13 protein-coding genes are annotated in these 21,677 nt (G+C 64.2%); 10 read left to right on the top strand and 3 right to left on the bottom strand.

Annotated elements, in window-relative coordinates; translation table 11 throughout:
• Positions 1–212: 212 nt before the first annotated feature.
• The 7 genes from bla to LLH00_01075 all read left to right on the top strand — a co-directional run bounded on the left by bla (position 213) and on the right by LLH00_01075 (position 11,692).
• The gene (gene bla, locus LLH00_01105; GenBank protein ID MCE5269866.1) at positions 213–965 is read left to right on the top strand and encodes a subclass B1 metallo-beta-lactamase; all 753 of its coding nucleotides are present in this window, start codon (positions 213–215) and stop codon (positions 963–965) included.
• Positions 966–1,007: 42 nt separating this feature from the next.
• Complete coding sequence (locus LLH00_01100) at positions 1,008–3,662, top strand: valine--tRNA ligase (GenBank protein ID MCE5269865.1); 2,655 nt, start codon at positions 1,008–1,010, stop codon at positions 3,660–3,662.
• A 117-nt stretch (positions 3,663–3,779) separates the two neighbouring features.
• Positions 3,780–4,271 carry a HEPN domain-containing protein gene (locus LLH00_01095; protein ID MCE5269864.1) on the top strand — a complete coding sequence of 164 codons (492 nt, stop codon included), beginning with the start codon at positions 3,780–3,782 and terminating at the stop codon, positions 4,269–4,271.
• Between the two features lie 140 nt (positions 4,272–4,411).
• Positions 4,412–5,905 (top strand): tRNA lysidine(34) synthetase TilS, encoded by a 1,494-nt coding sequence (tilS, locus tag LLH00_01090; GenBank protein MCE5269863.1) that lies wholly within the window; start codon positions 4,412–4,414, stop codon positions 5,903–5,905.
• A gap of 229 nt (positions 5,906–6,134) precedes the next feature.
• Positions 6,135–8,168 (top strand): ATP-dependent zinc metalloprotease FtsH, encoded by a 2,034-nt coding sequence (gene ftsH, locus LLH00_01085; protein ID MCE5269862.1) that lies wholly within the window; start codon positions 6,135–6,137, stop codon positions 8,166–8,168.
• A gap of 32 nt (positions 8,169–8,200) precedes the next feature.
• The gene (gene folP, locus LLH00_01080; protein ID MCE5269861.1) at positions 8,201–9,070 is read left to right on the top strand and encodes a dihydropteroate synthase; all 870 of its coding nucleotides are present in this window, start codon (positions 8,201–8,203) and stop codon (positions 9,068–9,070) included.
• A gap of 162 nt (positions 9,071–9,232) precedes the next feature.
• Positions 9,233–11,692 (top strand): hypothetical protein, encoded by a 2,460-nt coding sequence (locus LLH00_01075; protein MCE5269860.1) that lies wholly within the window; start codon positions 9,233–9,235, stop codon positions 11,690–11,692.
• 18 nt (positions 11,693–11,710) lie between these two features.
• On the opposite strand, the gene LLH00_01070 is transcribed toward LLH00_01075, so the two are convergent.
• A complete protein-coding gene (locus LLH00_01070; protein MCE5269859.1) occupies positions 11,711–12,175 on the bottom strand; it encodes a hypothetical protein in 465 nt (154 codons plus the stop codon).
• 264 nt (positions 12,176–12,439) lie between these two features.
• Between LLH00_01070 and LLH00_01065 the strand changes: the two genes are divergently transcribed.
• Both LLH00_01065 and LLH00_01060 read left to right on the top strand, forming a co-directional pair.
• Complete coding sequence (locus tag LLH00_01065; GenBank protein ID MCE5269858.1) at positions 12,440–15,769, top strand: glycosyl hydrolase-related protein; 3,330 nt, start codon at positions 12,440–12,442, stop codon at positions 15,767–15,769.
• Positions 15,770–15,903: 134 nt separating this feature from the next.
• The gene (locus LLH00_01060; GenBank protein ID MCE5269857.1) at positions 15,904–17,334 is read left to right on the top strand and encodes a transglutaminase domain-containing protein; all 1,431 of its coding nucleotides are present in this window, start codon (positions 15,904–15,906) and stop codon (positions 17,332–17,334) included.
• 148 nt (positions 17,335–17,482) lie between these two features.
• On the opposite strand, the gene LLH00_01055 is transcribed toward LLH00_01060, so the two are convergent.
• Positions 17,483–19,318, bottom strand: coding sequence for an SUMF1/EgtB/PvdO family nonheme iron enzyme (locus LLH00_01055; protein MCE5269856.1), 1,836 nt, complete (start codon positions 19,316–19,318; stop codon positions 17,483–17,485).
• A gap of 92 nt (positions 19,319–19,410) precedes the next feature.
• Entirely contained in the window at positions 19,411–20,955 is a 1,545-nt protein-coding gene (locus LLH00_01050; GenBank protein ID MCE5269855.1) for a methylenetetrahydrofolate reductase C-terminal domain-containing protein, read from the bottom strand.
• A gap of 206 nt (positions 20,956–21,161) precedes the next feature.
• Here LLH00_01050 and LLH00_01045 point away from each other — a divergent pair.
• Positions 21,162–21,677, top strand: a 516-nt coding sequence (locus LLH00_01045) for a PHP domain-containing protein (protein ID MCE5269854.1), incomplete at its 3' end; no start/stop codon positions are given.

Raw genomic sequence — 21,677 nt, 5'->3', positions numbered from 1 at the left:
CTGGTTCGTTTTCTGTCCGGTGGTCTCTCCGGTCTGGGGGAGGCAGATAATTTAACACATATCGGCCCTGCACTCCAGTCTGGGCTCGACCCGCAGAGCCGGGCCCGCGGAGCAAAAGAATTGACCCGCGGTCTAAAGTAGTTTAACTTTCTGGCTTATTTCAAGTCAAGCGAATGATTTGTCATCTCAGGAGAAAGCGCGGCATCAAGCGCATGAAAAGAATTCGAATTCTGATCCTCCTGCTGGCGGCCGCCGTTGTCTGGGTGGGCGCTCTGTCCGCCCAGGACAATGCGGTGAAGTTGACAGACGACCTGGAAGTGACAAAGCTTTCGGACAATGTCTACCTCCACGTCTCGTACAAGGACCTGCCCCAGTACGGCGGCCGGGTGCCGGCCAACGGCCTGGTGTATGTGAACCAGGGCCGGGCGTTCATGATCGACACGCCTTGGGACGACGCGCTGACCGGCCGATTGATAGACTGGGTGCAGGACAGCCTGCACGTGAAGCTCGATGTGGTGGTCCCCACGCACTGGCACGCCGACTGCATGGGCGGCCTGGCCGAGGTGCAGCGCCGGGGGATCGCCTCGTTCGCCCTGGACAAGACCTGCGCGATAGCGAGGTCGAAAGGGCTGCCCGTGCCGCAGCATGAATTCTCGGCCGAGCTGCGCAAGAAGTTCGGAAGCCGGATGGTTATCTGCTACTATCCCGGAGCCGGGCACACGGTTGACAACATTGTGGTCTATCTGCCGGCCGAGAAAATCCTTTTCGGCGGCTGCCTGGTCAAGGAACTGAAAGCCAAGGGGCTGGGCAACCTGGAAGATGCGGTCGTGGACGCCTGGCCGCATTCGCTGAACAATGTCCTTAAGCGTTTCCCGGGCTGCAGGCTTGTGGCGCCGGGGCATGGGGCCTGTGGGGACCCGGGCCTGATCCGTCACACCCTGGAGTTGACCGCGCAGCCGCGCTGATTGAGCGGAATAATCCTCAACTTATAGTGGTAACATAACGATATGCCGACAAACGAGATGCAGAAGCAGTACGACCCGAAAGAGGTCGAGGGCAAGTGGTACGAGTTCTGGGATGAAAAAGGGTATTTCAAGGCCGACCCGGAATCGGAGAAACCCTCTTTCACCATCGTCATCCCGCCACCCAACGTGACCGGCGTGCTTCACATGGGCCACGCCCTGAACGAGACGATCCAGGACATCCTGATCCGCAGCCGGAAGATGCGCGGCTGCGAGACCCTCTGGGTGCCGGGAGTGGACCATGCCGGTATCGCCACCCAGAACGTGGTGGAAAAGCGCCTGGCCGCCCAGGGCAGGAACCGTCACCAGATGGGCCGCGAGGCGCTGCTGGATGAGGTCTGGACCTGGAAGAACGACCGCGAGCGGATCATCATCGACCAGCTCAAGGCCATGGGCTGCGCCTGCGACTGGAGCCGCTACCGTTTCACCATGGATGAGCGCCTCTCGCGGGCCGTGCGGCGGGTGTTCGTTCGACTGTACGAGAAAGGCCTGGTCTACCGCGGCAAGTACATCATCAACTGGTGCCCGCGCTGCCAGACCGCCCTGGCGGATGAGGAGGTGGACCACACCCCCTCGGCCGGCAAGCTCTACCACATCCAGTACCCGTTCGCCGATGGCGGTGGACGGATCACCGTGGCCACCACCCGTCCGGAAACCATGCTGGGCGACACCGCAGTGGCGGTGAACCCGGAGGATGAGCGCTACAAGGCCCTGGTCGGGCGCGAGCTGGAGCTGCCTCTCACCGGGCGCAAGATTCCGATCATCGCCGACAGCCACGTGGACCCGGCGTTCGGCACCGGGCTGGTCAAGGTGACCCCGGCCCACGACCCCAACGATTTCGAGATCGGCCTGCGCCACAACCTTCAGCAGATCGCGGTGATGAACCCGGACGGCACGATGAGCGCCGCGGCCGGGGAGCAGTTCGCGGGCCTGGACCGTTTCGCCTGCCGCAGGAAAGTGCTGGAGCTTCTGGGCGCGCAAGGCCTGCTGGAGAAGACCGAGGAGCACCAGCACGCGGTGGGCCACTGCTACCGCTGCGACACGGTGATCGAGCCCTATGTGAGCACCCAGTGGTTCGTCAAGATGAAACCCCTGGCCGAGCCAGCCCTGGAGGTGGTGCGCCAGGGCAAGGTGAAATTCCATCCAGAGCGCTGGACCAAGATTTATTTCGACTGGCTGGAGAACATCCGCGACTGGTGCATCAGCCGTCAGATCTGGTGGGGCCACCAGATTCCGGTCTGGTACTGCGAGGCCTGCGGCAAGGTGATCGTGGCCGAGCAGGACCCCGACAAATGCCCGGACTGCGGCTCCGAGCGCCTGCGCCAGGACCCGGATGTCCTGGACACCTGGTTCTCCAGCCAGCTCTGGCCGTTTTCCACCCTGGGCTGGCCCGAGCGCACCCGTGACCTGGAGCGTTTCTACCCGACCAGCGTGCTTTCGACCGCGCCGGAGATCATTTTCTTCTGGGTGGCGCGCATGATCATGGCCGGCCTGGAGTTCATGGGCGAGGCGCCGTTCAGCGATGTCTACCTGCACGGGACGGTGCGGGATGAGACCGGGCGCAAGATGAGCAAGTCGCTGGGCAACGCGGTGGACCCGCTGGAGCTGATCGGCGAGTTCGGGGCGGACGCCATGCGTTTCACCCTGATCTCGATCGCCGCCACGGGTACGGACCTCTACCTGTCCACCGAGAAATTCCACCTGGGGCGCAATTTCGCCAACAAGCTCTGGAACGCCAGCCGTTTCGTGCTGATGAATTTCCCGGAGGATTTCGACCCCACCGGCAGCGGCCCGTTCGAGGCGCGGCGGGAGGAGCTGGCCGAGCGCTGGATATTGAGCCGTCTGGACCGCACCGCGCGCGATGTCACCGCGGCCCTGGACAGTTTCCGCCTGAACGACGCCGCTTCGGCGGTCTACTCGTTCCTCTGGGGTGACTATTGCGACTGGTACATCGAGCTGAGCAAGGCCAGCATCGCCGCGGGCGGCGAGCAGGCCGAGCGGGCGCGCACCGTGCTCTGGACCGTGCTGGAGAGCGCCCTGCGCCTGTTGCACCCGTTCATGCCGTTCATCACCGAGGACATCTGGCAACGCCTTCCGCACTCTGGAGAATCTATCCTCCAGCGCCCCTGGGTTGAGACCTCCAACTCGCGGCAGGATGAGGCGGCCGAGGCCGAGATGAAGCTGGTCCAGGATATCGTGGTGGCGGTGCGCAACATCCGCGGCGAGATGGGCGTGCCCCCGGGACGACCGGCCGAGCTGCGTATCGCCACCGCGGACAGCCGTCTGCGCGAGAGCGTCCAATTGCATGCCGGGATCATTCGCCGCATGGCCACGGTGGAGGGGATCGAGTTCATCCCCGCCGGCGCGCGGCCCGCGGCCAGCGCCGTGGCGGTGCTCGGCTCCAGCGAGCTGTTCGTGCCCCTGGAGGGCCTGATCGACCTGGACAAGGAGCGCGAGAAACTGCGCCGCGAGGCCGAACGTGTTTCGGGCCTTCTGACCGCGGTGGAGGCCAAGCTCGCCAACACCAATTTCACCGGCCGCGCCCCGGCCGAGGTGATCGCCAAGGAGCGCGACAAGGCCCAGAGCTACCGCGACTCCCTGGAGCGTCTGCACCTGAACCTGACCCGCCTGGGCGGTTGAGGGCGATTATTATTTTGAATTCGACGGGACTTGTGCTAACATTTAACCAGGCATAATGTTCCTGTTCTTTCCCGGCGGTCTGAGGTCGGGGCCATGGCTTGAAGCGGGTGGTGACTGATGAAGGAAATGTTCCTGGACCTGGCTAAGTACCGTATCCAGAGAGCGTTCGAGAACAAGGGCGATGCCGAGCTTCTGCTTAAGAGCGAGAAGGTCTGTGACTCGGTGAACCGTATATACCAGGCCAATTACTACGCGGTCAAGTCGCTGCTGGCGATCAAGATGAAAGACTCGTCCAAACACCAGATCGTCCTGCAGATGTTCAACGAGAACTTTCTGACCAACGGCACTATCCCCCGCGAGTACGGCGAGATCGTGGAGCGCAGCTACCGCATGCGCGGTGAGGGCGACCACCGCACCGAGGTGCGCCTGGAGCGCCGGGATGCCGAAAACCTGCTGCGCGACTGCGAGCGCTTTCTCTGCTACGTGCGCGAGCACCTGAAGCAGATAATCCTGGCCAACCCGCGCAAGGCCGGCGAGGGCCTGGATGAGATGGAGGAGTGCGGCGGCGGTGGCGGCGGCGGTGCGGCCGGTCAGAAAAGAAGGCGGTAGGGGGCCGCAGGGAGGCGGGATGCCGGCTGGCGCTGGAGGTTGGCTGTGGTGGGAGGTAGCGCCTTGAGGACGGGGCTTTTTCGTAGGGGCACGGCGCGCCGTGCCCCTACATTTTTTTCTTTTTTTATCCTGGCATCGCTATGAGCGGGCAGGTTTCCGCAGACATAATCGCTTTGCTGGAACACGTGCGGCGGGAAATCCTCGACCATGCGCTCATCCGGCCGGGGGACAGGGTCCTGTGCGCGGTTTCGGGCGGCCTGGACTCGATGACCCTGCTCGATTGTCTGGCCGCTCTGGCCCCGGAGCTGGGGTTCAGCCTGGTTGTGGCCAGCCTGGACCATGGCCTGCGCGGGGCGCAGTCCCGCGCCGAGTGTGAGCTGGTGGCCGCGCGCAGCCGTGAGCTGGGGCTTGAGTGCCGCACCGGGAAGGTGGATACGGGCGCGCATTGCGCGCGAACCGGCCTCACCGTCCAGGAGGCGGCCCGCGAGTTGCGCTACGCTTTCCTGCGCTCGGCTTGCCGCGAGCTGGGCGCGAACCGTCTTGCCCTGGCCCATCACCGGGACGACCAGGCCGAGACCGTGCTGATGCGCCTTTTGTCGGGCAGCGGCCTGCCCGGCTTGGCCGGGATGCACTACAGCGCGGAGGAGGGGTTCCTCATCCGCCCGCTGCTCGGCATCCCCCGTCATGATCTGGAACAGTACGCCCGTGCTCGGGGCCTGGTCTGGGCAGAGGACCCCTCCAACGCCAGTACGAAATATTTCCGCAACCGCCTGCGCCTGGAGCTGATCCCGTCGATCGAGCGCAACGCGGACCCGTTGTTCCGTGAGCGCCTGGACGCCCTGGGAGAGGCCTGCACCGAGCTGGATTCCATCCTGGAAAGCCTGGCGGAAAGTCGGCGTGCGGCGGCCCTGCTGCCCTGCGCACCGGATGAGGCGGCTTTCAGTTGCGCGGCCCTGGCCGCCCTTCCCACCCTTCTGCGTCGGCACATCATCCGCGGAGCGGTGCGCCGCAGCGCCGGGCCGGACACAATCCTCTCGGGCCGTCCCCTGGCCGCCCTGGAGCGTCTGGTCCTCTGCGGCCCCAGCGGCCGCAGGCTCGACCTTCCCTATGGCCTGGGCGCGCAGCGCGAGTTTGACCGCCTGCGCGTGGCTCCGGCGGAAAGGCTCGTTGTCAGCGCCGGTTTAGGTATGGAGGGGGAGACCGCTCTGTGCCTGAACCGCCGCACCGTGGTCAGTCTGCCTGGGGTGAACTGGGAACTTGAGCTTCAGCCAGCCGCCTGGGATGAGTCGCAGGCCGGGGCGCTGCTACGGGACAGCCGGGCCCTGGAGGCGGTGTTCGACCTCGACGCTTTGGAGTTGCCCCTGAGCGCCGGCGCCTGGCGCGAGGGTGAGCGGATCACGCCTTTCGGCGCCACGGGTGGGCGCAAGCTGAAAAAAGCTTTCCTCGAAGCGCGGGTCCCGGCGGGTCGGCGCGGGAGTGTCCCGGTGGTTCGGGACGCGGCCGGGCGGGTCATCTGGGCGCCGGGCGTGGCGCGCTCGGCCCTGGCCCCGGTCAACTCCTCCACGCGTCGGGCCTTGGAAATTCGGGCACGCGAACTGCATGAGGGTGTATCAGATACGTCTGACCAGCATTGACACTGTTTTGGGGGCCTCTTATATTAAACATCATTTTCCCACAATTGCGTCCGACAGGTCGGGACGGCCGAGAGGACCGGCGCCGGAACCGATTCACTCTGACTGCTGACAACGAAAAACTTGAGGCTGCGATATGGCTGGTGCCGGCAACAACCGAAAAAAAGACACGCGCCCAGAGGGGCAGCGTAAATCCGCATCCGGGGGCGGAAAAAGCCCCAAGTACGGAAACATGTCCAAGAACATCGCTTTCTGGATCCTGGTCATCCTCCTGCCGATCACGATTTTCAGCCTGATTTCTCCGCAGAAAGAGACAGTCCGGAAGGTCAACTACTCGCAGTTCATGAAATTCGTCACCGAGGGCAAGGTCAAGAGCGTCACGATCACCGAAAAGAAAATCCTCGGCGAGATGAAAGCCGACGGCGCCACGGCAAACGCCAAGGACGCTGACTCATCCCAGGCCTTCGAAACCTACCTTCCCTTCGAGGACCCCTCGCTGGTGGAGAAACTGGACGGCCTGGGGGTGGAGGTCTCGGCCCGGCCGCCCACGGTCAACTGGATGACCAGCCTGATGGGCTGGCTGCCCTGGGTCTTCATCATCGCCCTCTGGCTGTTCATGATCCGCCAAATCCAATCGGGCGGGGGCAAGGCGTTCTCGTTCGGCAAGAGTAAGGCCAAGCTGCTGAGCGGCGACCGTCCCAAGGTCACCTTCGCCGATGTGGCCGGCTGCGATGAGGCCAAGATCGAGCTGGAGGAGGTGATAGAATTCCTCAAGGCCCCGCGCAAGTTTCAGAAACTGGGCGGCCGCCTGCCCAAGGGCGCGCTTCTGCTGGGCCCTCCGGGCACTGGCAAGACCCTGCTGGCGCGGGCCGTGGCCGGTGAGGCCGGGGTGCCGTTTTTCAGCATGAGCGGCTCGGACTTCGTCGAGATGTTCGTGGGCGTGGGAGCCTCGCGCGTACGCGACCTGTTCGAGCAGGGCAAGAGCCACGCCCCCTGCATCATCTTCATCGACGAGATCGACGCCGTGGGCCGTCACCGCGGCGCCGGGCTGGGCGGTGGGCATGACGAGCGCGAGCAGACTCTCAACCAGCTCCTGGTAGAGATGGACGGGTTCGAGTCGAACGAGGGCGTGATCCTGATCGCAGCCACCAACCGCCCGGATGTGCTGGACCCGGCGCTTCTGCGCCCGGGACGTTTCGACCGGCAGATCGTGGTCGACCGTCCGGACGTGCGCGGCCGCGAGGGCATCCTCAAGGTGCACATGAAGAATATCCCGATCGACGAGGACGTGGACGTGTCGGTGCTGGCCAAGGGCACGCCTGGTCTGAGCGGAGCGGAGCTGGAGAGCATCGTGAACGAGGCCGCGCTTCTGGCCGCCCGCCGCAACCGCGAGAAAGTCACCATGAAGGATATGGAGGACGCCAAGGACAAGGTGATGATGGGCGCCGAGCGCAAGAGCATGGTGATAAGCGATGAGGAAAAGCGCCAGATCGCGATCCACGAATCCGGGCATACATTGGTTCAGAAACTCACTCCCGGCGCCGACCCGGTGCACAAGGTGACTATCGTGGCGCGCGGCATGGCACTGGGCGTGACCCATTACCTGCCCGAGAAGGACCGTCATCTCTACAGCCGCCAGTGGTGCATGAACAACCTGGTCGCCCTGCTGGGCGGGCGCTGCGCCGAGCAGCTCGTGCTGGGCGAGATGACCACCGGAGCGGGCAACGACCTGGAGCGCGCCACCGCCCTGTCCCGGCGCATGGTCTGCAACTGGGGCATGAGCGAGCTGCTGGGGCCGCTGACTTTCGGCAAGAAAGAAGAGCAGATATTCCTGGGCCGCGAGATAGCCCAGCATCAGGACTACAGCGAGGCCACCGCCCGCCTGATCGACCGCGAGGTGCGCCGCTTCATCGATGAGGCCTACCAGCGGGCGATGGAACTACTGAAAGTCAACCGGGAAATCCTGGATATGATGGCCGCGGCGCTGCTCGAGCGCGAGGTGCTTGGGGCGGAGGAGATCGAGGCCCTGATCGAGCGGCGCGAGCTGCCGCCGCGTCAGCCCGAGAAAAAGGCCGAGGCGCCGGCCGCGGAAGCGCCGCCGGACACGGACAACCAGTCTGCCGCCGATGCCGCCGCCCCCGCTCCCAACAAGCGCCGTCGCCGCACCACCCGCACCGCCGGGTCGACCGTGGCTGCCTCCGAGACTGAGGCCAAGGCCGCCGAGGGCGGGGAGGAAGAGGAATCCCCGGCTGAAAAAGCCGAGTAGCGGACTGTGGCTGACCGCACCAGAGGATGAGGATGAACGATAGCAAAACTGCCACTGTGGAGCCGGATACGCGCTGGGAGCTGCCGGGAGCAAGCCTGGACCTGGGCGGTGTGCCGCTGGTGATGGGCATCCTGAACGTGACCCCGGATTCGTTTTATGACGGCGGGCGGCATTTTCCGCCCGAGGCCGCCCTGGCGCACGCCACGGCCATGCTGGAGGCCGGGGCGGACATTATCGACGTGGGCGGGGAGAGCACCCGTCCCGGCGCGGCTCCTGTGGAGGATGACGAGGAGGCCGCGCGGGTCGTCCCTGTGATCCGGGCGATCCTGGAGCGCCACCCGCGGGCCGTGCTTTCGGTCGATACCTACAAGGCGGCTGTGGCGCGCCGGGCGGTCGAGGCCGGGGCGAAAATCGTGAACGACGTGGGCGCGGGGCTTCTGGACCCCCAGATGCTTCCGGCTCTGGCCGAAACCGGGGCCGCCTGGGTGGCGATGCACATGCGCGGCACCCCGCGCACAATGCAGACAGATACGCATTACGGTGACCTGCTGGGCGAGATCGGAGAATTTTTCGCCGGGCGCCTGGAGGCTGCGGAGCGGGCCGGCGTCCCGCGCGGGCGTGTTGTGCTCGACCCGGGGATCGGTTTCGGCAAGTCGGCCGAGGACAACTACAGGCTGATCCTTGGCCTGGAGCGGTTCCGGTCTCTGGGCTGTCCGCTGCTGGTGGGGCCGTCGCGCAAGTCTTTCCTCGGGGGGGACGACCGCGAGAAAAGGCTGGAGGGGACCCTGGCCGCGGTCACGGTGGCGGTGCTGAATGGGGCCGCGGTGCTGCGGGTGCACGATGTGGCCCAGGCAGTTCGCACGGTGCAGATTGCGGCGCGGTTCCGGGACTGCCGCGGGTGAGCGGAGCCGGGAAGGTGTTGGACATTGAATTACGTTGGGACTATCTTGCGGTATCCGCCCCCGGCCCGGGGCTGATCGAGTGCGGGTCAGGGCGGAACGGCTGAGCGCAGGCAACGTGAAAGCGCGCGGGGAACAGTGGGGCGCGAGGAGACTGAGACAAAGATGAGCAGAGTAAAATTTTCCTGGCTTGTGTTTATCGGCACTCTGGTGCTGTACCTTTTCAGCATGGCCCCCTCGATTGCCTCCGAGGAATCGGCGTCCTGGGTGGTGAACAGCCTGATGTCCGGATTGCCGGATGCCCCGGGAAACCTGCTCTACCTTCTGACCTGCTCGTTCTTCCAACATCTGAGCATGACACTTCTGTCCCCGGTGCTCAACCTTCTGGCCCGGCTCGTTTTCCTCATCTCCACCAAGCCTTCGTTCGTGTTCGAGCCGGCCTCGGCGGTCAACCTGATCTCGGTGCTGAGCGGCGCCGGAGCGGCGTCCCTGACATTCGGCCTGCTCGACCGGGCGGTCGCTGCCTGCGGGGCGGGCTCCAGCCTGGGGATCACCGCCAGGCGCCTGTTTTCAGCCGCGGCCAGCCTGTTCCTGTTCAGCCTGCCCGCGCTCTGGGGCTCGGCGCTGCAGGCCGGTCCCGGGGTGTTCAACGTTTTCCTGCTCCTGCTCGGTCTCTGGCTCCTGGTGCGGATCCAGGAGGGCTCGCTGGCCGCCGGGACCGGGATGCTGCTCTGGGCGCTCCTTCTGGGCCTGTCGTTCAGCCAGAGCTTCGTGCCGACCTTCGCCCTGCTGACCCTGCTGGTGTTCTGGCGCTGGGGCGGTAAGGTGCGGGAGGCGCTCGCGGCGAACATGGTCCCGGCCCTGATCGTGTTCCTGGTCGGCCTGAGCCTCTATATCTACCTGGCCGTGCGTCCGGTGCTCGACCCCGGTCTGGGCCAGCCCATCGACCTGTTCAGCCGCCGTTTCTGGGTCTATTTCTACGGCTTGGACGCGCTCCGGCATTCACTGCCGCGCGCCGCCGGTTTCTTCTCGGTCCAGTTGCCGTTGCTTTGGAGCTGTTTCGCCGCCCAGGCCCCGCATTGGAGCGTGGCGCTGGTGCTGCTCGGACTGTTCCTCTACAGCCTGGTGCGGATGTTCAGCGGGCGGAGACGGCTGTTTTTCTGGTCGTTCGCTCTGCTGCTGGTGGTGGTGCTCATACAGCTCTGGCTGGTCAACCCCACGCCCGGACCGCAGCCGGCCATGGGGCAGGCGGGCACCAGTGTGGCCCGCGATTTCGGCGACCTGGACAGTCGTTTCCTGATCAGCTACCTGTTTTTCGGTGTCTGGGCCGTGCTGGGGCTGGCCTGGCTGAAGGATGACTGCACCAGGTTGCTGGGCTGGCTGGTGCGGCGTTTCGAGTTCACGGAAAGGAGTCTGAGCTGGTTGCCGGGCGCGGGGCTTTTCACCCTTCTGTTCCTGCTGCTGGTGTCTCCGCTGTGGTTCAACTGGCATCGGAGCTCGCTGGCCCGGGATTTCGTGATCCTCGATTACGCCAGGAACATGTTTTCCGGCATCGAGGACAAGGGCATCCTGATCGTCTCGAGCGACCAGGAGTACTACCCGGTGATGTACGCCAAGCATTACCTGTTCGCCGACAGCAGCCGCTCGGTGCTCAACTACAACTACCTGGTCGACCCGGAATACATCAAAAGCCTGGACAAGATGTCACCCCCGGTGGCGCGCAACTACACGGATCAGCAGGTGGAGAGCATGCGTCCGGCGCGTCTGGCCGAGCCCTACGATTTCAAGGCCGGCAAGCTGGAGGTGCGTTTCCCCAAGGGCACTCTTCTTCTGGTGCGCGACCTGGCCGTGGTGGATATCGTGCGGGCCAACTCTTTCAGCCGACCGCTGTATTTTTCCGGCAGCCTGGGGATCGAGAACATGGCCGGGTTCGACCGTTTCCTGGTCCGGCGCGGCCTGACGGTCCAGCTTCTGGACCAGGAGCCGCTCGCGGGGCCGGACAGCACCTATTTCTGGCGCGGCGCGGACAAGATCGTGATCGACATCAACCGCAGTTCGCACCTGCTGTGGCTGGACTACAGCTACCACACCACGGTCAAGGACATCCCGGCGAGCCGCAAGGAGGGGATGCGCACGCTGTTCACCATCGCGCGGGTGTATTCCATGCTGGCGGATGCTTTCCTGATGCGGAACAACAAGGAGCAGGCGGTGCTCAATTTCAACCAGACCGAGTTCTTCGACCCGGACTACAAGGAGCGCCTGTTCATGTTTGCCTCGTGGTTCGCCCGCGAGAAACAGTACGATGTCGCCAAGCAGTTCGCCACCAATTATTTCACCTCCCATCCGGCGGATGCGCTGAAATGGACCGGCCTGGCCAAGATGGCCCTGGACCGGGCCGACACCACCGCCGCCGCCGAGTTGCTGGTCGAGGCGGTGAAAGTGGACCCGGATTTCCAGCTCGGGTTCACCAAGCTGGTGCGCCTGTACGACGCCACGGACCAGAAACTGATGGCCCAGGCCATCCTCAGCCGCTGGGTCGCCCGTCACGCAGATGACCAGCAGGCGCGCAAGCTGTGGGAGCAATACAGCGCCACCAAGACCCTGCCGCCGGATTTCCCGGAGTGAGCCGCTGAGAGAGTGGTTTCAGGGACAGTTTTCGAGAAAAGACCGCAGGCCGCGGAAAAGGTTTTCCTCGCGCCAGGCGGTCTTTTCGCTTTTCTCCTCCCGGTAGATTTCCCGGATGTCACCCAGGCGCTCCAGGGCCAGGCGGCAGAATTCATCCGCGCGCAGAGTGCAGCCCTCGGACAACCCGAATCTTCGGAACAGACGGCGGTCGATCAGGCGGTTGTAGGCGCCCTTGCGCACGGCGCGCCCCGGGGTGTCGGTGCTGTCCGTGCAGCGTCCGGCCTTGAGAAGGTTACAAGGGGCGCAGATGAAATCCGCCCCCACGGTCAGGCGCAGCAGGGTGCGCGGGTCCTGGCGCAGGCGCTCGGCCGCCAGGTGCACGGCGTGGCCGTAGGGATGCGGGGTATGCTCGCGCCCGGCCCCGAAATCACGGATAATGTCCAAGCAGTGGTGCGGCTTGATGACAAGCGGTGTTTCTTCCATCACAACCGGTTCCTTTGAGTTGCGATCATGACTATGGCGTTCCGACTGCGGAGGGCTGCCGCTTGAATGTGCCGGCGGCTTTTTACTTTGGACGGAACATATAACCCTGCGCACCGGGAGCAAAGGATTATCCTCCGGAAAATGTGTTGCTCGATTCGGGTTGACAATCCGCCGGGAAGCTAATATCAATATTGGAAAGCCGGAACGGGCCAGGCTCGTTCCGGCTTTCCTGGCATTTACTCCCACCCTCGACCGGACCCGGCTATGAGACGCTCTTTCAGAATAACCCGCCCCGCGTGCCACAGCCTGGCATTCCTGACCGCGGTCAGTCTTGTTCTTGCTCTCGGTTTCACTCCCGAGCCTCTTTCCGCCCAGCGGAGCCTGGAGGCCGCGTTCCAGCTCGCCGCCCAGATCGAGTTCCCGCCCGTGCAGGGCTGGCGGGCCTCCAAGGTCGATTCCGCCGGGGCGGAAAGCCTTGGTTTCAACGACAGCGGCTGGGAGAAATTCAGCTACCAGCCGGTGCTGGATGCCGAGCAATGCTGGTTCCGCTCTCGGTTCAAGCTGCCGGAACGGATCGCCCTGCAGCCGGTCAAGGGTCGCAAGGTGGAACTGAGCCTCACCGTTCTTTCGGACGGGACCCTGTATGTGGACGGCAAGCCGTCGGCCAGGCTGAAAGCGGGTGAGAACAAGGTGACTCTTGCCGCCTCCGCCGAGCCGGGGCGGGAGTATCTGGTCGCCCTGCGCCTGAGCGCCCGACATCAGAAAGTCACTTTCCGCGAGGCCCGTCTGACCCTGCCCGGCTGGGAGGCGGCGGTGGAGAAGGCCCGCGACCTGCGGGTGCAGCTCTACTCCGCCTACCGTCTGCTGAGCGGCGACACCCACCAGCGGGCCATGCAACTGGAGAGCGACCCCGGGACCGACCTGTCCTCCAGCACAGAGTCGCAGCGCCTGGAGCTGATCAACGAGCTGGAGAGCGCCCTGGAGCGGATAGACCATGCCGCGCTGGAGCAGGGCCGGCCGGCGGATTTCATCCGCTCGGTGGACGCGGCAGTGGCCGCCGCGCCGCGACTGACAGCCTACATGCACTCGTTCACCCTGCGGCTGGTCTCCAACGCGCATATCGACCTGGCCTGGCTCTGGCGCTGGCGCGAGACCGTGGAGGCGGCCCACGACACGTTCGAGAGCGTGCTCGGCCTGATGGACAAGTACCCGGAGCTGACTTTCACCCAGAGCCAGGCCCAGCTCTACGAGTGGATGCGCCAGTACTACCCCGACACCTTCGAGCGCATCCGCCGTCGTGTGGCGGAGGGCCGCTGGGAGATCGCCGGAGGGATGTGGGTCGAGCCGGACTGCAACCTGATCGGCCCGGAGAGCTGGATGCGGCAGATCCTCTACGCCAAGGCCTACTTCAAGGAGCATTTCGGCCAGGAGATCAAGCTGGGCTGGAACCCGGACTCGTTCGGCTACAACTGGAACATGCCGCAGTTTTTCAGCCGCTGCGGGATCGGGGCTTTCGTGACCCAGAAACTTCTCTGGAACGACACCAACATATTCCCCTACCACCTGTTCTGGTGGCGCGGGCCGGACAACAGCCGGATACTGGTCTACATGCCCTACAGCGGCTACACGAATGTGGTCGACCCGCAGCAGATGCTGGATGACCTGCGGCAGTTCGAGGCCGGTACGGGACTGAGGAACATGGCGGTGCTGATCGGCTACGGCGACCACGGCGGCGGTCCGGACGAGGACATGCTGCAGCGGGCCCGTCACCTGCGCACGCTGGCCCTGTTCCCGCGGGTGGAGTTCGGGCGTATGGACCAGTACCTGGCCGCCCTGCCGGACTCTGTGCTGGCGCGCCTTCCCGAGTGGAACAGCGAGCTTTATCTGGAATACCACCGCGGCACCTACACCAGCCAGGCAAAAATGAAAGAGTACAACCGTCGCCTGGAAAGCGGTCTCGCCAGCGCCGAGACAGTCTGTGCCCTGGATGCCCTGCTGACCGGCGCGGCTTATCCGGCCGCACGGCTCACCGAGGCCTGGAAAAAGGTGCTGTTCAACCAGATGCACGATATCCTGCCCGGCAGTGGGATCGCGGCGGTGTACACGGATGCCGCGGCCGGGTTCGAGCGGGCGGCGGCTTTGAGCGCTCATGCGACCGAGGTGGCGCTTTCCGGGATCGGGGCGGCGGTGAACACCGCGCGGGGACCGGAGGGTGAGCCGCTGATCGTGTTCAACAGCCTGTCCTGGCTGCGCAGCTCGACTGCGGAGTACACGGCCCCGAGCGCGGTGCTGCGCGGGGTGCGGCTCTACGGGCCGGATGGAACTGAGGTCCCCTGCCAGGTTGTGGAGGATGACAGCCTCACCGCCCGGCTGATTTTCCGGGCGAATGCGGTTCCGGCCACCGGCTATAAGGTCTACCGTCTGCGGCGCACGCTGCTGGAGCGGCGGATGGCCTCCGGCGGAGACCCCGGGCTGAGCGTGAGCGAGCGGGCGATCGAGAACGGCCTCCTGCGCCTGGAACTCGACCCGGCGAGCGGGAACGTGATCCGCCTCTACGACAAGCGCGCCCGCCGCGAGGTGCTATCCAAAGGCGGACGCGGCAACCTGATCCAGCTTTTCGAGGACCGTCCGGCCCAGTGGGATGCCTGGAATATCGGCTACACTGGGCGGAGCTGGGAGCTGGACAAAGCCGATAAAATCGAGGTGGTCGAGCGCGGGCCGGTGCGGGCCACGGTGCGGGTGCGGCGCAGTTTCCTGGGCCCCACCAAGCCGCGCAGACAACTGGCCACCAGTTTCCCGTCCTCCTTTTTCAGCACCGAGATCAGCCTGTACCGGGATGAGCCCCTGGTGGAGGTGCGCTGCCGGATCGAGTGGTGGGAGGACCAGGTGCTGGCCAAGACCGCCTGGGAGCTGAACGTGAAGTCGGACAGCGCCTATTATGAGACCCCCGGCGCGGCCATTGCCCGCCCTACAACACGAGCCAACTCCTGGGACCGGGCACGCTTCGAGGTGCCGGGCCTGCGCTGGGCCGACCTGAGCGAGGGCGCTTTCGGGGTGAGCCTTCTGAGCCGCTCCAAATATGGCTACGACACCGAGGGCGGCCGTCTGCGACTGACCCTGCTCAAATCTCCGCTCTGGCCCGACCCCTCAGCGGACCGCGGCTCGCACGAGATAACCTACGCGATCTACCCGCACGCGGGCGACTGGCGCGAGGCGGCCACAGTGCAGCGCGCCGCTGAATACTGCACGCCGCTGCTGTTCCACTGCGGGGTGAACCATCCGGGCCGTCTGCCGGGTGACCAGGCCGGGTTCCTCTCTGTTTCGCCCGCGCAGGTGGAACTGGGCGCGTTCAAGGCGGCCGAGGACGGTGACGGTTTCGTGTTACGCTGCTATGAGTCCACGGGCAAGGCCTGCCGGGCGGAGGTCAACCTGCCACCGGGAGCGGTGCGGGCCTGCACATGCTCACCCCTGGAGGAGCCGGGCGCGGAGCTGGCCCTGAGCGGCGGGAAAGTCTCGTTCGACCTGGGGCCGTTCGAGAGCCGCACGATACGGGTGTATTTCAGGACTCCCACGCTTCCGGGAGTAGCGCAGTAGATAAAAATTGAATGAGGCAATGACCCGCGAGTCCAAACGTAGGGGAGGGTTTAAAACCCTCCCCTACATTACGGTATCCCATGTGTTAGCTGCATGAGAGTCCTGGGGATTATAGAGGAAGGGAATATATCTCAGTGAGAAACGTGGAGAAAAACAAATCGAGGCTTTTTATCTCCGTTCTGCTCCTGGCGCTTGCAGTGGCCGGGAGCGCGCGGGCCGCTCAGATTGCGGATGATTCCTGGTACGGCATCTACCTGAAAGGTCAGAAAATCGGCTGGTCGCATACGGTGGTGAGCCGCGCCGACAGCGGGATCGCGGTGCGGGACATAAGCCACCTGGAGTTCTCCATGCTGGGCAAACCCGAATCGGTGGAGACCCGCATGCTCTCGCTGAGCGGCGACAGCCTGGAGCTGAAACGTTTCACATTCAGCCTGAGCGGGCGCGAGACCCAATTCGGCGTGACCGGCGAGGCCCGCGACACCTGCCTTCTGCTGAACGTGGAGATGGGCGGCGAGACCCACCGGGACACGCTCTCGTTTCCCAGCCTGCCGCAGCTTCCCAGCACCGTGGGGCTGCTGTTCGCCCGGGAGGCGGTGGCGGAGGGACGCAAGTTCAGCGCGGTGGTGTTCGATCCCTCCTCCCTGTCGGCCCAGGAGCTGGAGGCCGAGGTGGCCGGACGCGAGCCGATTGTCTGGGGTGAGGGAGAGGTGACGGCCTGGCGTGTGCACCAGGACCTGGGCGGAGTGCGGGTCGACTCCTGGCTGGATGACAGGGGCCAGCTCCTGCGCGAGCGCAGCGGCATGGGTTACCAGGTGGAGCTGGAGGACTCGGCCCGGGCCCTGGCGAATGTGGGAACGTCGGTGCGGCCGGACATCCAGCGCCTGGTGGCGGTCACCCCGGACCGCGAGATACCCGCCCCGCGCCGGCTCACAACTCTAAGCCTGGAGCTTGACGGCCTGGACTACGACAGCCTGGACCTGGACAGCGGCCCGCAGAAAGCCGTGGGGACCCGGGTGACAATCACGGTCAACCCGGCCGAGGGTGCAGCGCCTGACACATTGAGCGCGGAAACGGAACAATCCTGGCTCGCGCCCTCCGAGTTCATCCTGAGCGATCATCCTAAAGTCAAAGCCCTCCTGCCCGAGGTCTGCGACACCACGGCCGCGCCGGTTACGCGCCTGCGCTCGATCCTGGCCTGGATGCAGCGAAATGTCACGGCCAGCCCGACTTTCAGCCTGCCCAACACCCTGGAGGTGCTTCAGAGCCGCAAGGGCGACTGCAACGAGTTCGCGGTGCTGTTCTGTTCCCTGGCCCGCGCGGCCGGGGTGCCCACCCGCATCGCGATGGGGCTTATCTACCTGGACGGTGCGTTCTACTACCACGCCTGGTGCGAGAGCCGTCTGGGCCACGCCTGGGTGGCGGTCGACCCGGTATTCGACCAGCTCCCGGCGGATGCCGCACACCTGCGCCTGATCGCGGGCGAGATGGAGCGTCAGGTGGAGATTCTGCCCCTGATTGGGAACCTGAAAATCAAGGTGCTGGACTGGAAAGCGGGGGAGAACTGAGGGGGTGGGTTTTTTATCGGCTACGGAGCGTCGTGCCCCTGCAAAAGATTTTGTTTTCAAAACCGCTGCATTGATCCGTGTAATCTGTGGCTCCAGCGGGTAGCAAAAAGGGGGTGGGTTCGCAACCCACCCCCTTTCCGTTTCAGGCCTATTTCTCCAGAAAATGCCTCAGCCACTCCATTCCAAGGCCCACCGCCTCGGGAGTGGGGGTATGTCCGGCCGCATGGTTGAAAAACCCGATATAGCGTGGCTTGCCGTACAGAGAGTAGACCTCGCGCGCGGCGTTGATCAGGAACACGCTTTCGTCCTTGTCCGCCTCGTTGCCCGCGATCAGCAGGAACGGGCGCGGGGCGATCAGGGCCAGCAGCTCATGGTGTTCGGTGGCCTTGTCCCAGCCGCGGACCGAGGCGTCCAGGTAGAAAAAGTGTTCGAAATCCGAGGCGTGAAGGCCGAGGCCTGGCTCTGAGGCGGTCACCACGGCGATCCGCTCATCGAACGCCGCCGCGTACAGCGACACCATCGCCCCGAGGGAATGGCCGACAATGCCGATCCGGTTTTTGTCCACATCCGGACGGGTGCAGAGATAATCCACCAGACGCTGCGAATCCCAGACCCACTTGCCCATGCCGCTCAGATTTGGGTATTTGGCTCTCAGGTTGCCGATCGATTCCGCGTAGTTTTCACCGTAGCTTTCGCCGAACCAGCGGATCGAAACCGCGATCATCCCACGCTGCACCGCCATGTAGGCGAACGAGCGCACGCTCATCGCCGTGAACCGTCTGCCGCCCAGGTGCTTTCCGGCCGGGGTGCCCACGTCGTAAAACGGCACTATCACCACTGGTGCGGGTTTGGCCAACGGGCGGTTCGGAATCATAAGGTATATCTCTTCCCAGTAGTCCGGCTCCACCTGCAGCTGCATCAGATAGCCGGTGTAGATGTCCTCCTCGAAGGTGCGGATGATTCGCACAGTCGGCTCTGGAGGGACAACCGGCAGCGTGCCGATGATTTTCATCCACTTGTCATGCAGCAGTTTCTTTTTAGCCTGCCACTGGTCGAGCGTGGTGATTGTCTTGCCTTTGTCGTCGACAATCAGGGAGGACAGCCCGCCCGTGTTGTTCTCGTACTTGGGCGGGACTTTATAGTAGGGTTCCAGCCACTTGCTCTCGTCGACTGGCGCCTTGTGGGCGCCGCGGCCGGGGGAGGTGCGCGCCACCCTGAAACCTGTGTAGCGGCTTTTTCTGTCCGGTTCGAAACAGGAGCGGAAACCCCAGTTCCAGAAACTGGTGGTGGTGAAAAACGAGCCGCCGCGGATAACCCGCTCCGGGCTCCAGCCGGGGCCTTGCGGATTTGTCACCGGCTGGGCGGAAAACCGGGTCGGGTTGTAGTTGTAATCGTTGCACCATTCCCAGACATTGCCGAGCATGTCGTACAAACCGAATACGTTCGGCTCGTAGCTGCCCACCGCACGGGTCGCCTTTTCCTTGAGGTCTTTCATCAGCCAGGGGATGTCTTCCATATTGTCCGAGCCGAGGTTGGCGTGACTGTTGATCTGTTCGGCCGGCCAGGCTGTGAGGCTGCTGTCAGCCAGGTCCCACTCGGCCTCGGTGGGGAGGCGGTAGCCGTTACGGCTGAAATCACACTCGCCGGTTGTCAGGTCGTAACACGGCTCCAGCCCTTCCTGAATGCTTTTCCGGTTGCAGTAGCCGATCGCCTCCCACCAGCTCACGCTCTCCACCGGCAGGTCCGGCCCCAGGTGGCTGGAGGGATTGTAGCCCATTACGGCCTGAAATTCCCTCTGTGTGGTTTCGGTTCTGGCAAGCCTGAACTCGTCGATCGAAACTTCCAGCGGAACGCCGGTGAGCCAGTCGGTTGCGCGAAAGTTGGCCGCCGGTACGGTTACAAGGCTGTCCGGCGGAACAGCCTGGGCGCTGGCGCAGAAAATGACCATGCAAATGAAGGCGTACAGTTTCGTCCACGGTTTCATGGCTTGGACCCCTTTGGTTAGTTTGGTGGACGAATAATATTCTCGCTTTTCTCCGACTTTTCAAGTGTTTTTCGTTTAGGACAAGAAGGACCCTATGCCTTCTTGTCCTCTTCTGTCAGCCTGGCATGGTCGCGCCCCAGGTAGTAGTTGAGCCAGGAGGAGCTGTCCTTGAGCGCGGCGTTACGGTAGACAGGCTCGTGGGAGCGCACGCTGTCCAGGCCGCCATCCTTGTCCAGACGCTTGATCACCCGGAACCAGAAACACTTGCGGTCTTTCCTCTCGCAGACCCCGTCGGACGACCCCCCGCAGGGGCCGTTGCGCATCCCTTTCGGGCAACCGTCCTCCGGGCAGAGAAAGGCCAGCTCGGCCAGGGAACAGTCACCGCAGCCCTGGCAGCGGTTGACCAGCCACTTGATCCCGCGCTCCAGGGTCTCGAAGGCTTTGGCCGCCCCCTGGCTGCGATCCACACAAGAGCAGACCCCGCGGGCCAGACGGAACCCGGCGCCACTCGGCTCGAAAAAACTGCCGTGGACCAGTTTCATGAACGTGTAGTTGACCCGCGTGCCGTCGCGGCGGTCCCGCTCCGAGAGCGGGGAGAGCGTGTCGCTGCTCATGCCGGTTTCCTCGTCACGCTGGAAGAAATAGCACTCATCCGGCTGCGGGTACTGGATCTCACGGGCCGCCTCGCGCCACTGCGACTCCATCTGCGCGCTCAGGTCGATCACCGTGCAGACATCCTTGAACGACAGGCCGAACCCGCCGATATGCGCCCCGCGGTAGCCCAGCCCCTTGAGCGCGGCCACCTGCCTGGCGGCGAACTCCAGAAAAGCGGCCTTGCCCTTGTCCGAGTCGGCGGCGTGGCTGTTCACCCATTCGAGCATTTTCGGGGTGACCACGCAGCCGGGGACCTGGTTTTCGCTCATGATCCGCGAGACAATCCGGTGCGGCACGTAGACATTGCCCAGCACCGGCGCGTCCAGGCCGCGCAGGTGCATGTAGCGCAGCAACTCGTCGAACTTGCGCATATCGTAGCCCAACTGGGTGATAATGAACCGGGCGCCGTTGCGCACTTTCTTCTCCAGCTTGATGAACTGGCCCAGAAGCTCGGCGCGGTGGCGCTTGAACGGCGAAACACTCGCCCCGATGTAAAAATCAGTCGGGTCGAGGGTCTGGAACTTGCCGGGCCGCACCTGCACCTCCAGCCCCTGGTTCATGTCCTGGAGCATCCGCACCAGGCCCACCGAGTCCAGGTCGAACGAGGGCTTGGCCACCCCGTGGAACCCGTCCACCGGGTAGTCCCCGGTCAGGGCCAGCACATTCTGCACGCCCATGCGGTTGAGCTGGAAAGCGCGGCTTTCCAGGCCGTTGCGGTTGTTGTCCTTGCAGGTCAGGTGCACCAGCGGGCTCATGCCCCGGAACAGCACGTCCATGCCCAGCACGTCCGGAGACAGGCGTGGGTTGCCGCCGGGGTTGTCGGTCAGGCTGAGCGCGTCTATTTTCCCGTAGGCCACCGCCGCCTCGGTGAAAGCGATCAGTTCGCTGAAATCCTTGCGCATCAGGCCACGGGTGGGCACCAGCTCCACCGAGATCACGAAAGAGCCTTCCTCGCTAAGCCGGGTCTTGAACCTGTTCTCCATTGCACCCTCTCTTTGGGGACAATTTGAGGCGACAACCCCTGACCCAGGAAACCCCGCATTACGGCGACTCGTTACAGGACCTGCCTCTGACGGCCACTCGGCCGGAGCGTCGTTGACACTGCCCCGACAGAAAATTATAATAACAGAGCCGTAAGAAATTGGCAACTGGACCGGATGACCCGGGAACAAGGGAGAAAGACGAGCGGATGCCCAGATTCGAAAGTCCAGGCTACCCCTGCGACCTTCATGTGCACACCATGGCCTCGGATGGAGGCTATCTTCCCGAGATATTAGCCTTCAGCGCCTGCGTGCGCGGCATGAAAGCCATCGCCATATCGGACCATGACACGTTGGCCTCGGTGCCGGATGGCTTGCGCGCCGGCGAGCTGATGGGCCTGCGGATTGTACCCGCCGTGGAGTTGACCACCCGCGAGCGTTACCATATCCTGGGCTATTTCATCGATACCGAGGACAACGCCCTTATCCATTACCTGAACGGGCTGCGCGAGCGTTCCTGGAGTTTCATGGCCTCGGTGCTGGATGACCTGCGCGCGCGGGGGCTGGATATCGCCGAGACCGAGCTGGCCCGCCGCACCGGCGCGGGCGTACCCAACATGAGCCACCTGATCGACATGCTCTACGTGCGCGGCGAGGTGAGTTCCTATGCCTGGGACAGCCCGGAGATACTGGAAATCTTCGGCGACCCGGATTACATGGTGAAC

It is taken from the genome of bacterium, from assembly GCA_021372515.1.
In the GTDB taxonomy this organism is placed as follows: domain Bacteria; phylum Gemmatimonadota; class Glassbacteria; order GWA2-58-10; family GWA2-58-10; genus JAJFUG01.
The sequence above is the reverse complement of the archived record's forward strand: the minus strand, read 5'-3'. Positions and strand labels throughout refer to the sequence as shown.

What these genes read in the sequence shown, in the direction of transcription:
- LLH00_01070 (MCE5269859.1), bottom strand. Translation starts at nt 12,175, where the DNA reads ATGGAAGAAACACCGCTTGTCATCAAGCCGCACCACTGCTTGGACATT.
- LLH00_01065 (MCE5269858.1), top strand. Translation starts at nt 12,440, where the DNA reads ATGAGACGCTCTTTCAGAATAACCCGCCCCGCGTGCCACAGCCTGGCA.
- LLH00_01100 (MCE5269865.1), top strand. Translation starts at nt 1,008, where the DNA reads ATGCCGACAAACGAGATGCAGAAGCAGTACGACCCGAAAGAGGTCGAG.
- LLH00_01050 (MCE5269855.1), bottom strand. Translation starts at nt 20,955, where the DNA reads ATGGAGAACAGGTTCAAGACCCGGCTTAGCGAGGAAGGCTCTTTCGTG.
- bla (MCE5269866.1), top strand. Translation starts at nt 213, where the DNA reads ATGAAAAGAATTCGAATTCTGATCCTCCTGCTGGCGGCCGCCGTTGTC.
- LLH00_01075 (MCE5269860.1), top strand. Translation starts at nt 9,233, where the DNA reads ATGAGCAGAGTAAAATTTTCCTGGCTTGTGTTTATCGGCACTCTGGTG.
- LLH00_01055 (MCE5269856.1), bottom strand. Translation starts at nt 19,318, where the DNA reads ATGAAACCGTGGACGAAACTGTACGCCTTCATTTGCATGGTCATTTTC.
- tilS (MCE5269863.1), top strand. Translation starts at nt 4,412, where the DNA reads ATGAGCGGGCAGGTTTCCGCAGACATAATCGCTTTGCTGGAACACGTG.
- LLH00_01095 (MCE5269864.1), top strand. Translation starts at nt 3,780, where the DNA reads ATGAAGGAAATGTTCCTGGACCTGGCTAAGTACCGTATCCAGAGAGCG.
- folP (MCE5269861.1), top strand. Translation starts at nt 8,201, where the DNA reads ATGAACGATAGCAAAACTGCCACTGTGGAGCCGGATACGCGCTGGGAG.
- ftsH (MCE5269862.1), top strand. Translation starts at nt 6,135, where the DNA reads ATGTCCAAGAACATCGCTTTCTGGATCCTGGTCATCCTCCTGCCGATC.